The organism is Pseudomonas bijieensis (genome assembly GCF_013347965.1).
GTDB lineage: Bacteria > Pseudomonadota > Gammaproteobacteria > Pseudomonadales > Pseudomonadaceae > Aquipseudomonas > Aquipseudomonas bijieensis.
On sequence record NZ_CP048810.1, the window covers coordinates 1829716 to 1842272 of the forward strand.

Genomic DNA, 12557 nt, shown 5'->3' on the forward strand with positions numbered 1-12557 from the left:
GTTCAGGACATAACGAGGAAGTGCTGCCATGCCTATACGTATCGAAAACCAGACCTGCTATTTCGACAGTGCCAGTGGCCCGCAACAGCGCCCCGCCAGCCAGCTGACCATCATCACCGACCCGGACAAGGCCATGTCAGCCGTGAAGATCAATGGCGACCTGGTCTACATCACCGAGGCCGAAGCCGATGCCCTGACCGTGGCCGGCGCGACCGACGGGCGCAAGCACCTGAAGGCCACGGACAGCGGCTCGGCGATCTGAGCCCGTTGACGCCTCTGCGAGGTATTCAATCCGTCGGAGCAAAGCTTGCTCGCGATAAGAACAACACGATACCTCTTGAACCGAGGTGCCTGTATCGCGAGCAAGCTTTGCTCCCACAGATCCTTGGCACAGATGTTGTTCGCTTTCCCTCGGGTGCATCAAAGTGTCGCAGCGCCTGGGTTTCGCGGCATCTGATCCGGTTTTTATCAAAACACCTGAGTCTGTTATGCAAACAGTTCCATGGTCATAGTGCGCCGGCCAGATAGAGGCTGATGAGCGACCGACCATGAGCGATAGAATCCCCGTCCAGTTGATACAGACGTTCGAACCTGCGCCAACGAAGATAAAGGCCAGGACCACCGATAACCTGATCCACACCCGCAGCTTCACCGGTTTGTTTCGCACCTTGCGCATCAGCGGTGCCGGGGTTCTGTTCCTGCTGTTCTTCGGCACGGTGTGGCTGAACTGGGGCGGTCGCCAGGCGGTGCTCTGGGATCTTTCCGAAAGCAAATTCCACATCTTCGGCGCGACTTTCTGGCCCCAGGATTTCATCCTGCTGTCGGCCTTGCTGATCATCGCTGCCTTCGGCCTGTTCGCCGTCACCGTGTTCGCCGGGCGCGTGTGGTGCGGCTACACCTGCCCACAGAGCTCCTGGACCTGGATCTTCATGTGGTGCGAGAAAATCACCGAAGGCGAACGCAACCAGCGGATCAAGCTGCAGGCAGCGCCCTGGGGCCTGAACAAACTCGTACGCCGCAGCGCCAAGCACACGTTGTGGCTGGCCATCAGTCTGCTCACCGGCCTGACGTTCGTTGGCTACTTCACACCGATCCGCCCATTGACCGAAGAACTGCTGACCCTGCAAATCGGCGGCGTGAGCTTGTTCTGGGTACTTTTCTTTACCGCAGCCACCTACCTCAACGCCGGCTGGCTGCGTGAAGCGGTGTGCATGCACATGTGCCCTTATGCACGCTTTCAGAGCGTGATGTTCGACAAGGACACCTTGACCATTTCCTACGACACGGCCCGCGGTGAAATCCGCGGCCCGCGCAAACGCGAAGCAAACCCGGCGAATATCGGCCTGGGCGACTGCATCGACTGCCAGATGTGCGTACAGGTCTGCCCCACCGGCATCGACATCCGCGATGGCCTGCAAATGGAATGCATCGGCTGCGCAGCCTGCATCGATGCCTGCGACTCGATCATGGACAAGATGGGTTATGCCCGTGGCCTGATCAAATACACCTCCGAACACCAGTTGCAAGGCGGCAAGACTCATCTGCTGCGACCTCGGCTGATCGGCTACACCGCCGTGTTGCTGGTGATGATCGGCGCACTGGCCGTGGCGCTGGTGCAGCGGCCCATGGTGTCGCTGGACGTCAGCAAGGACCGTGGCCTGTTCCGCGAGAACAGCGCGGGCCAGATCGAGAACATCTACAGCCTGAAAGTCATCAACAAGACCCAACAGCGCCAGGATTATCACCTGTCCCTGGTGGACGGCGACGGCTTCGTCCTGCAAGGCAAGACGCAATTGAGCCTGGCCCCGGGGGAAATCGTCGATGTGCCGGTGTCGGTAGCGATGCTCAGCGAACGGCCGGGCAAAAGCTCCCAGGAGATGACGTTCAAGATCGCCGACACGGATGAGCCGGGAATCTACAGCCTCGCCAAAAGTCGTTTTGTAGCGCCGATGAATCGCTGAAGCTTTAAGATGCCGGGCACCTGCGGGAGCGGGCTTGTGGGAGCAAAGCTTGCTCGCGAAGAACGATGACGCGACCTGACGATTGATCCGTGTCGCCTGCATCGCGAGCAAGCTTTGCTCCCACGGGTTTTCCCACCGTTAAAAAGCGAAAACCATGTGTCACTCAAGACTGGGCCAGCCATGAAACGCTACGAAAAATTCGCCGACGACATCGCTGAACTGATCCGCTCGGGCATGCTGGGGCCGGGTCAACGAGTGCCGTCGGTACGCTACGCCAGCCAGACCTACGGCGTCAGCCCGTCCACCGTATTCCAGGCCTATTACCTGCTGGAACGACGCGGCATGATCCGGGCCCGGCCGCGCTCCGGCTACTTCGTCAACGCCCATGCGCCAAGCCCGTTTTCCGAGCCTGCGATCAGTAGCCAGGTGCACGAATCCACCGAAGTCGACGTCAGTGAGTTGGTGTTTTCGGTACTGGATTCGATCAAGGACCCGGCCACCGTACCCTTCGGCTCGGCATTCCCCAGCCCGACGCTGTTCCCACTGCAACGGCTGTCCCGTTCGCTGTCCAGCGCAACACGGGACATGGACCCGCGAATGGTGGTCACGGACATGTCGCCAGGCAATCCACAATTGCGTCGACAAATCGCGCTGCGCTACATGGTCGGCGGGTTGATGTTGCCCATGGAGGAGCTGCTGGTCACCAACGGTGCCCTGGAAGCCTTGAACCTGTGCCTGCAAGCGGTGACCGAGCCCGGCGACCTGGTGGCGATCGAGGCGCCGGCATTCTATGCCAGCCTGCAGGTACTGGAGCGGCTCAAGCTCAAGGCCGTGGAGATTCCCGTCCACCCGCGCGACGGTATCGACCTGGAAGTGTTGGAGCAGACACTGGAGCGCCATCCGATCAAGGCCTGCTGGTGCATGACCAGTTTCCAGAACCCCATGGGCGCAACCATGCCCGAGGCAAGGAAACAGGCCTTGGTGGAACTGCTACGCCGCCATCAGGTGCCGCTGATCGAGGACGACGTCTACGCCGAACTCTATTACGGCCAACAGGCCCCCAAGCCCGCCAAGGCGTTCGACACCGAAGGGCTGGTGATGCATTGCGGTTCGTTCGCCAAGAGCCTGGCGCCGGGCTATCGCATCGGCTGGGTCGCCGCCGGGCGCTTTGCGCAGAAGATCGAACGGCTCAAGCTCATGACCTCGCTGTGCGCCTCGATGCCAGCCCAGGCCGCCATCGCTGACTACCTGCAACACGGCGGCTATGACCGTCACCTGCGCAAACTGCGCTACGCCCTGGAAGAACAGCAAAGCGCGATGCTCGCCGCCATCGCCCGCTACTTCCCGGCCCAGACCCGCGTCAGCCAACCGGCAGGCGGTTACTTCCTGTGGCTGGAGCTGCCGGAGCAGATGGACTCGCTGAAACTGTTCCAGATGGCCCTGGCCCAGGGCATCAGCATCGCGCCGGGACCGATCTTTTCACCGACCCGGCGCTTCAGGAATTGCATCCGCCTGAACTATGGCAGCCCGTGGACCGAGGTCTCGGAAACAGCCATGGAGACGTTGGGGCGGATTATTCGGTCGTTGGTAAGCAGGCACGAGCATTGAGAATGACCTGTCAACTCTGACAGTAGAACACCCTCCGGAAATGTCTTAGCGTAGCGATGGCTGACCGAATGAGCGTCACGCGTTAGCAAAAAATCTACCTAAGGAGAAAATCGTGAACTACTTTCAAGATTTCGAGAAGGACCAAGACGGCTGGAGATTTATCCAAGGTGACGGAAAGATAGTAACGGAAGCGGGTGGTAATCATTACCTCACCGGCGATGAGTATGTAACTGATTACGGCTTACAGAAAATCTTCAAGTTGCCCTTCGAGGACAAAAGTCCAGTCACGATAAAATTCAAAATCAAAGTTCCCAAGACCGTATCCCTGAAATATTTGAGCTGTGGATTCATGAATGGCCTCACGAGTTTGGCTGTTCCGGAAAGCGATGACCAATGGCATTCGTGCGAAGCAGTCCTACCCCCTCCTCCTAGCTCAGAACTTCCTATGGTACGGATATGGGCGTACCAAGATGAGGTGAATTATCCACAGGGTATCGGGTTTGATGATATTGAAATCGTCCAGCAGCAATAACCGATGAGAGCGAAGGGAATAGTCCAACCGTTCCAATGGCGATTTACGGATGCATACATCATCGCGAGCAAGCTCGCTCCCACAGGGAACCGTATTCCAATGTGGGAGCGAGCCTGCTCGCGATAAGGGCGGAACAGACACCCCAGACCTCAGCGCCCGCCCCCCAGGTCCACAAACGTCCCGGTCGCATACGAAGCCTTGTCCGACAGCAGCCAGATAATCGCCTCGGCCACTTCGTCCGGACGACCGCCCCGGGCCATGGGAATCGCCGATTCCAGTTTGCTGACCCGATCCGGGTCGCCGCTCAGGGCATGAAAGTCGGTGTAGATGTAGCCGGGACGCACCGCGTTGACGCGAATACCTTCGCCAGCCACTTCCTTGGACAGGCCGATGGTGAAGGTGTCCAGCGCGCCCTTGGAGGCTGCGTAATCGATGTATTCACCCGGTGCCCCCAGGCGAGCAGCCACCGACGAGACGTTGACGATACTGCCGCCCTGCCCGCCATGCCGGGGCGACATGCGCAGCACCGCGTGCTTGGCACAGAGGATCGGACCCAGCACGTTGGTCTTCATGATCTTGAGAATGCGGAACTCGGACATTTCATCGAGCCGGGACTTGTGGGCCACCGTGCCGGCGTTGTTCACCAGGGCGGTGACACGTCCCAGCTCGGCATCCACCCGGTCGAACAGGCTGATCACCTCATCTTCGATGCTCACGTCGGCGCGCACGGCCATCGCCTGTGCGCCCTTGGCCCGCACCTGTTCGAGCACCTCTTGCGCGGCACTTTCATCCGATTGGTAATTGATACAGATCCGATAACCCAACTCGGCAGCCAACAGCGCCGTGGCCGCCCCGATGCCGCGACCGCCACCGGTGATGACGATGACTTTATCCACGTTTGCTTCCCCCGTTCCACGGATAGACGTCCGGCCCAAGAATAGCGTTGACCGATGCGTTTGCACAAAACGCCCGGCTCAGCGGACCAAAACGCCTGTTCAGCGGGCTATGGCCCGTAGGTCCAGGCGTCCGTCCAGCAGCGGCGGGCACCAGTAGTAACCACCGGTGATTGGCCGGCTCATGCGATACAGGCCGTCGGTGATACCGTCTTCCAGGCCACTCATGCGTCGCAGTTGTGCCTCGAAGGCATCGAGGGAGAAGCCGAACGCCAGGAACATCAGCCCTGCACGGTCACCTTCGATCCACGGCATGGAGCGACGTACCACGAACGCCTCCGGGGCGAAACTTTCCTGGGCGGTGCGCTTGACGTGGGCCGACTCCGGCGCGTCGTCGATTTCTTCGTTGTCGCTCAGGCGGCGGCCCATGATGTTGTCGCGTTCGTGGGGCTGCATCGCCGCGAAACCGTCCAGGTCATGCTGCCACTGCTGGATCGCGGCAAAACTGCCACCGCGTACCCCGTCGGCGCCCTGGGCCAGGGCGGCGGCGATGGCCGCTTCGTCATGAGGGTTTTCGGTGCCGTCTTCGTAGCCGGTCAGGTCATGGCCAGTCATATGGCGGAAGGTTTCGTTCATCTGCACCAGGCGCAGCGCCGGGGCCAGCGCGGCCTCGATGGCGCGACTGCGGTGCATCAGCTCGCCGCGGTCTTCGCCGTGCAGCCAGCACCACAGCGCGTGCTGGGTCGACGGGTTGTCCACGCCCACGCCGGCCAACGCAGGAAAGGCCCGCAGGCTTTCGACCTGGGCGCCCAGCGCCTGGACCAGCGATTCGCCGAAGCCGACCACGGCCCGCCCATCGAGCAGCGACTGGAGTTTGTCTATCGCAGCCGGCAGTGCCTCGACCGATTCCAGGGCAAAAAACAAATGACGGGCCTGAGGCGGAACAGGGGTGGCGAGAATGCCGGGCTGGTAGTAACTCATGTGAACTCCTTTAGAAAGGGCACAAGTCTACCCGGCAGCCGTGGGGGTTTGCCATGCGACACCGAGGGCGGCTGCCAAAAGATTTTCGTAGGAAGACTCCCGCGAGCCAGTCAGACGACTCGGAACCTGACCTGAGCCCGATAGCAGCCAATTGCCGAGCAACCGAAAACCTCCTAGATTGACCAGCCCCAAGATGCCCCAGGCATCGCAAGCTGCCGGATGCAGAGCGGCTTGAACCACCGCCATCCAAGGAGACGGTCCGACATGCACATGGCTAAATCGATACTCGCAGGCACTTTTTTCCTGCTCTACGGGGCGGCTCCGGGCTTTGCCCAGGATCGTATTGAAGAGGCCGTCAATGCCACGATCCAGCCATTGATGAAGCAACAGGACATCGCCGGCATGGCTGTGGCGATCACCTACAAGGGCCAACGCCATTACTTCAACTACGGCGAGGCCTCCAAGGACACGAAAAACCCGGTCACCGACCAGACACTCTTCGAAATCGGCTCGATCAGCAAGACCTTTACCGCCACCCTCGGCGCCTATGCCCAGGCCCAGGGCAAGTTGTCCCTGACGGACCCGGCCAGTCGCTTCGCCCCCGAGCTGCGCGGCAGCGCCTTCGACGGCATCAGCCTGCTCAACCTCGCCACCTACACCGCCGGCGGCCTGCCGTTGCAGTTTCCCGACGAGGCAGACCATCCGGACCGGATGTTCAGTTATTACACGACCTGGAAGCCGCTCTACCCGGCCGGCACCCAGCGGCTCTATTCAAACCCGAGCATCGGGTTGTTCGGCTATCTGGCAGCCCGCAGCATGGGCCAGTCGTTTGACGAGGTAATGGAGCGCACACTGATGCCAGGGCTGGGCCTCAAGCACAGTTATGTGCGGGTGCCACAGGCTCAGTCGGGTCGATACGCCCAAGGGTATGCAAAGGACGGCAAGCCTGTCCGGGTCGGGCCTGGTGCCCTGGACTCCGAGGCTTACGGGGTGAAGACCAGCTCATCGGACCTGATTCGCTTCGTCGAGGCCAACCTGCGCCCCGGAAAACTGGACGCCAACCTGCGCCAAGCCATCGCCACGACTCATACCGGGTTCTATAAGGTCGGTGGAATGACCCAGGGGTTGGGTTGGGAGTTCTACCCCTACCCGCTCACCGTGGATGCGCTGCTGGCTGGCAACTCGACGCAAGTCGCGATGACGCCAAACAAGGTCGAACCGCTGGATCCGCCTCGCCCTGCGCCGGTCAACGCCTGGATCAACAAGACCGGTTCCACCGGCGGCTTTGGTGCCTACGTGGCATTCGTGCCCGGAAAGGACATGGGGATCGTCATGCTTGCCAACAGGAACTACCCGAACGAGGAACGGGTGAAAGCCGCGCACCGGATCCTCACTGCACTGGACGGGAAGTAAATCGGCGGGGTTACCTGTGGCGAGGGGATTTATCCCCGCTCGAGTGCGTAGCACTCGCCGGATTCTTTGACATGCAGAAATGCTGGGGCCGCTTCGCAGCCCAGCGGGGATAAATCCCCTCGCCACAGGGAGCCTCATCGTTACTGGAAGTCAATCATCCAGCGGCTTCGGCGGCCCTGCCGGCTTGACTGCCTTGCCAGGCTTGGCACCTTTCGTATCCTTGGCCGGTGCAGGCTCTGGCGCGGGAGGTGGAGCTGGAGGTGTCGCTTCTTTTTCGGCCGCAGGCAGTTTATCGACGGTGTCGAAGAGGTCTTTCAGTTCGATCGCCCCGGAATGCTCAAGCTTCTTTTCCCCGTCCTTGCCCACCAGGATGATCTTGGTCTGCGCACCGGCGCCCAACTTGAGGGAGCGAATCAACGCCATGGTGCTTTGCGGGTCCAGGTCCTTGCCATCGCGCTGCCCAATGGTATTGAGCACGGTATAGAGCACCATGTTGCGCTCAGAAAAGCCCTGCTTGCCTGCCGGCTCATCCAAGGCCTTTTTCAGGCTCACCCAGGCAGGGTCGACCGTACTGGGCGCGATGACGATCAGGGGACGTGCCCTGCCTGCATCCGCCACCAAGGGTGAGTCTCCATCGGCAGCGAACAGGGGGCTGGCGATGGCCAGCAAGGTAGCGAAGGTCAACGACCGAATGAGCATGCGCCTCTCCTTTTGATATTTACGCTGTACTGATTGCACAGGGCGGCGATTGTTCCGCGAGAGTCGCTCGATACTGCGCCTGCCTGACTTGAAGCTTAGGCCAGGGGGGTCATTGCGCAACCAGCCAACGCGTATGGGAGGGAGAGGTATGACTGCTAGAGGTACAGTCACCGCAAACGAGTGTGGGAGCGGGCTTGCTCGCTCCCACAATGGATCTCGGTGCCAGTTCTAGAACGCCAGCTTGAACCCGATCATCGCCAACATCACCGCCAGGCACGGGCGCAGCAGTTCGTCGGAGATGCGGCCCGACAAATGACTGCCCAGGTAGATCCCTGGCAACGAACCTACCAGCAGGAACCCCAGGATGTGCCAGTCCATGTTGCCCATGCTCGCATGGCCCAGGCCAGCCACCAGAGTCAGCGGCACGGCGTGGGCGATCTCGGTGCCCACCAGGCGCTTGGTGACCAGGAACGGATAGAGGATGAACAGCGCGACAGTACCCAGCGCGCCGGCACCGATGGAGGTCAACGCGACCATCGTACCCAGCACCAGGCCGGTGATGACCGTGAGCACGTTGAGTTGCGAACCGGAGGGATTGTAGTGGCCGCCAGCACGATCATGAGCGAATTGCAGCAGGCGCTTCTTGAACAGGATCGCCAGGGCAGTGGCGAACAACACAAAGCCCAGGGCCTGCTTGATCACCGCGTTCATGGCGTCGGGGGAGCTGTGCAGGCTGCTGAGGAACCACAGCGTCAAGCCGACCGCCGGCACGCTGCCCAACGTCAGCCAGCCGGTGATGGCCCAGTCGATGTTGCGGTTTTTGGCATGAACCAGGACACCGCCAGACTTGGTAATGGCCGCATACAGCAGGTCCGTACCCACCGCGGTCGCCGGGTTGATCCCAAACCACAACAGGATCGGGGTCATCAACGAACCACCGCCGACGCCGGTCATCCCAACGATGAAGCCGACCACCAGGCCCGCAACGACTAAACCGACATTACCGAAATCCATTAAACCCGTCTCAACACGACCGCATGAAAAATCTGGCCGCGAGCATAGCGATTTTTCTTATAACCCCCTATATCGATATGATCTATCTTTATTCCTTTCTCATCACATCACTGAACCGGCAGGAAGTTGAGGAACAGCAGGCTCTGGGCATAATTCAAGCCGATCCGCCGGTAGCGTTCGTCGAGCATCTGGGTCAGCAGGTCCAGCCGGGCGACGATTTTTCCGAACTCCACGGCGAAACTCAGGTTGCTGCCCTCCTCCGAAATCTCATTGGAAAACAGCAGCGGTTTGCCCTCCTTGTTCTGCCGCTGACTTAGCAGCCAAGTGGCTTTTTCGATATTGCGCGCCGCATTGCTGACAAAGCGCGGATCGATGGTGTCGGTCATGTAGAACTCCAGGCGATTGCCGTGAGCAGTGACCAGCATGCTACCGATGGCATAGATGAACGCCCCGACCCGATCACCGAGAAATTCCGGGCTCATGGCATAGCTCAGGGCAGCCAGATCCTTCTTGCCGCCCAGGGTCGGTAAGGGTTGTTGCTGCTCGATGGCCATGCGCACTTGTTTTTCCGCGGTGCGGGCGTCGAGAAAGCCGGACTTGCGCAGTTCCTCGGGGTTGCGCAGGTAAAGCTTGCTCATCAGCAGATAGAGGCTTTGCAGGTTGTCGTGCATCGACAGCGTGGCCATGCGGTCGACGCTGGTCTGCAAGAACTCCTGGGGCCTGGCGTTGCTGAACTGCGTGACCATGTCCTGCCCCTGCTGCTGGCTGCAGCCGCCGCTGAACAGCACCGACACACCGACCAACAACGCCATGCCGCGGCGGCGCAACCTCATCACAGAATAAAAAACACCGGCCATCGAGTCTCGGTCTGGGCATGGGGAAGCGATGGGGGTCGCCGCTTCCAGGCCAAGGATAGAGCGGTAAAAAACGCAAAAGTGCAGTGTCCGGTGAAAACCCGCAGCCTTCCACGACAACTCAAAAACCCAATTAGTCTTACTTTTTAATTGATAAATCTCTATTAATGGCTATAAATCCCTTCTCAACTCACAAATAGAAAGACTACTAACCCGAAAAACCTTCAGCGCTGTCCGACCAGTAACGGACTCGCCCCGCGTTCAAAACAACAACAAAACAACAGGAAGGAAGGTCATACCATGCTTGAATCCAGACAACTGCTCACGGCCCTCGGAGTGTCTCTGATGATCGCCACCTCGGCTTCCCAGGCTACCGGCCTGACCAACGAACGCGGTACGTTCGGCAAGACCGACGACGGCACGGCGGTGGAAAAATTCGTGCTGCGCAACAGCCACGGCATGGAGGCCACGGTCATCACCTACGGCGGCATCCTGCAGTCATTGAGCGTGCCGGACAAAAACGGCAAGGCCGCCGACATCGTGCTCGGTTTCGACGATGTGCAGGGTTACCAGAAGAACGGCAGCGTGTATTTCGGCGCGACCATCGGCCGCTTTGGCAATCGCCTGGCCGACGGGGCTTTCGAGCTGGACGGCAAGCGTTACCAGGTGCCGCAGAACGACCATGGCAACTCCCTGCACGGCGGCCCACAAGGGTTCGACAAGCGCGTCTGGAAGGCCGAGCCCCATAATGCCAAGGACTCGGTGGGTGTCACCCTGACCTACCTGTCACCTGATGGCGAGATGGGCTTTCCCGGCGCACTAAAGACCGACGTCACCTACAGCCTCAACGAACAGAACGAGTTGCGCATCGAGTACAAGGCCACCACCGACAAACCCACGGTGCTGAACCTGACCAACCACAGCTATTTCAACCTGGCCGGCGCCGGCAACGGCGACATACTCGAGCAGATCGCAACTCTGCACGCAGCCCATTACACGCCGGTCACTGGAAAACTCATTCCCACCGGCGAACTGGCCCCCGTAGCCGGCACACCGATGGATTTCACCCAACCCACCGCCATCGGCACCCATATCAAGGCCGATCACCCACAACTCAAATTCGCCGAGCCGAAACAGGGTGGCTTCGATTTCAACTGGGCGCTGGACGCCAAGGGCGACGTGACCAAACTGGCCGCCGAGGTGTATGACACCGATTCCGGACGCCGCCTGCAGCTCTACACCAGCGAGCCTGGCGTGCAGTTCTACACCAGCAACTTCCTCGACGGCACAGTCAAGGGCAAGCATGGCAAGGTCTATCCGCACTGGGGCGCGTTCACCCTGGAAACCCAGCACTACCCCGACTCGCCCAACCAGCCGAACTTCCCCTCGACGCGGCTCGATCCAGGCCAGACCTACACCCAGACCATGGTGCTGAAGTTCTCGGCAAAATAACGTCCCCGCCGACTGACCGTTCCCACGCTCCGCGTCACGCCTTTGGGACGCGGAGCATCCCGGAAAGCATTCCCACGCAGAACGTGGGAACGCTCATCAGGTGAACACCTGGGCTATCCTGCTGCCACAGCACTATCGGTCTAAACAACAGGAGGTAGCCATGAAGACTCTGGAATTGGCCGGCGTGTCCGTACCGGTGATCGGCCAAGGCACCTGGCGCATGGGTGAGGAACCGTCCCATCACAAGAAAGAAGTGGCGGCCCTGCGGCTGGGAATCGAACTGGGCATGACCCTGATCGACACGGCAGAGATGTACGCCGAGGGCGGAGCCGAAACCGTCGTTGGCGAAGCGATCACCGGCCTGCGCGACCAGGTTTTCCTGGTGAGCAAGGTCTATCCCCACAACGCCAGTCGCAAAGGCATTCCCCTGGCCTGCGAACGCAGCTTGCGCCGGCTCGACACCGATTACATCGACCTTTACCTGCTGCACTGGCGCGGTCAGTACCCGCTGGAGGAAACCGTCGAAGCCTTCGAACGCCTGCGTGAAGAAGGCAAGATCGGCCGTTGGGGCGTGTCGAACTTCGACGTGGCGGACCTTGAAGAACTGGCCGCGCCAGCCTGCGCGACCAACCAGGTGCTGTACAACCTGCAAGAACGCGGTATCGAATTCGACCTGCTGCCCTGGTGCCAGAAACGGCCCATGCCAGTCATGGCTTACTGCCCGGTCGGCCAGGGCGGGCACCTGCTCAAGGATCACACCCTGGGACAAATCGCCGAACGCCATCGCGCCACACCGGCGCAAATAGCACTGGCCTGGTTGCTGCGCCAGGACAATGTCATTGCGATTCCCAAGGCCGTGAAGCCCGAGCATGTGCGTTTGAATGCCGAGGCGGCGAACCTGAAGCTTGAACCGCAGGACCTGGCCGCGCTGGACCTGATATTTCCCCAGCCTCAAGGAAAGCAGCGGCTGGCGATGGTCTGACACCCAATCCTGGGGTTCACACCGACCTGTGGCGATGGAGTTTTTCTGTGGGAGCAAGGCTTGCCCGCGATGCGGACACCTCGTTCCCCAGGACACCGCGTCGTCTTCATCGCGGGCAAGCCTTGCTCCCACCGGGGATAGGCCTTGATCACAGCTAGGCCTGAATAC

At 60.4% G+C, this 12557-nt stretch carries 12 protein-coding genes; 7 read left to right on the forward strand and 5 right to left on the reverse strand.

Annotated elements, in window-relative coordinates; all coding sequences use genetic code 11:
- Positions 1 to 28: 28 nt before the first annotated feature.
- From GN234_RS07705 to GN234_RS07720, 4 genes are all read left to right on the forward strand, one after another.
- On the forward strand, positions 29 to 262 hold the full coding sequence (locus GN234_RS07705; protein WP_109751735.1) for a DUF3203 family protein: 234 nt from the start codon (positions 29 to 31) through the stop codon (positions 260 to 262).
- Positions 263 to 548: 286 nt separating this feature from the next.
- Positions 549 to 1961 carry a cytochrome c oxidase accessory protein CcoG gene (gene ccoG / locus GN234_RS07710; protein ID WP_109751733.1) on the forward strand — a complete coding sequence of 471 codons (1413 nt, stop codon included), beginning with the start codon at positions 549 to 551 and terminating at the stop codon, positions 1959 to 1961.
- A gap of 180 nt (positions 1962 to 2141) precedes the next feature.
- Positions 2142 to 3569 (forward strand): GntR family transcriptional regulator MpaR, encoded by a 1428-nt coding sequence (mapR, locus tag GN234_RS07715; protein WP_176688206.1) that lies wholly within the window; start codon positions 2142 to 2144, stop codon positions 3567 to 3569.
- A gap of 112 nt (positions 3570 to 3681) precedes the next feature.
- Complete coding sequence (locus GN234_RS07720; RefSeq protein ID WP_176688207.1) at positions 3682 to 4101, forward strand: hypothetical protein; 420 nt, start codon at positions 3682 to 3684, stop codon at positions 4099 to 4101.
- A 149-nt stretch (positions 4102 to 4250) separates the two neighbouring features.
- Here the strand turns inward: GN234_RS07720 and GN234_RS07725 are convergent, their stop codons facing one another.
- On the reverse strand, positions 4251 to 4997 hold the full coding sequence (locus GN234_RS07725) for an SDR family oxidoreductase (protein ID WP_176688208.1): 747 nt from the start codon (positions 4995 to 4997) through the stop codon (positions 4251 to 4253).
- Positions 4998 to 5096: 99 nt separating this feature from the next.
- On the reverse strand, positions 5097 to 5975 hold the full coding sequence (locus tag GN234_RS07730; protein WP_176688209.1) for a Dyp-type peroxidase: 879 nt from the start codon (positions 5973 to 5975) through the stop codon (positions 5097 to 5099).
- 264 nt (positions 5976 to 6239) lie between these two features.
- Here GN234_RS07730 and ampC point away from each other — a divergent pair, with 264 nt between their 5' ends.
- A complete protein-coding gene (gene ampC, locus GN234_RS07735) occupies positions 6240 to 7388 on the forward strand; it encodes a class C beta-lactamase (RefSeq protein WP_176688210.1) in 1149 nt (382 codons plus the stop codon).
- A 150-nt stretch (positions 7389 to 7538) separates the two neighbouring features.
- Here ampC and GN234_RS07740 read toward each other — a convergent pair whose 3' ends face one another.
- The 3 genes from GN234_RS07740 to GN234_RS07750 all read right to left on the reverse strand — a co-directional run bounded on the left by GN234_RS07740 (position 7539) and on the right by GN234_RS07750 (position 9958).
- Positions 7539 to 8087, reverse strand: a complete 549-nt coding sequence (locus tag GN234_RS07740) for a DUF4174 domain-containing protein (protein ID WP_116831957.1) — start codon at positions 8085 to 8087, stop codon at positions 7539 to 7541.
- 228 nt (positions 8088 to 8315) lie between these two features.
- Entirely contained in the window at positions 8316 to 9101 is a 786-nt protein-coding gene (locus GN234_RS07745; RefSeq protein WP_109751727.1) for a sulfite exporter TauE/SafE family protein, read from the reverse strand.
- Positions 9102 to 9208: 107 nt separating this feature from the next.
- Positions 9209 to 9958, reverse strand: a complete 750-nt coding sequence (locus GN234_RS07750; RefSeq protein WP_109751726.1) for a hypothetical protein — start codon at positions 9956 to 9958, stop codon at positions 9209 to 9211.
- Positions 9959 to 10255: 297 nt separating this feature from the next.
- On the opposite strand from GN234_RS07750, the gene GN234_RS07755 reads away from it, so the two are divergent.
- Together GN234_RS07755 and GN234_RS07760 are read left to right on the forward strand one after the other, a co-directional pair.
- Positions 10256 to 11407: an aldose epimerase family protein gene (locus GN234_RS07755; RefSeq protein WP_176688211.1), complete on the forward strand. Its 1152-nt coding sequence runs from the start codon at positions 10256 to 10258 to the stop codon at positions 11405 to 11407.
- A gap of 160 nt (positions 11408 to 11567) precedes the next feature.
- Entirely contained in the window at positions 11568 to 12389 is an 822-nt protein-coding gene (locus tag GN234_RS07760; protein ID WP_176688212.1) for an aldo/keto reductase, read from the forward strand.
- Positions 12390 to 12557: the final 168 nt, after the last annotated feature.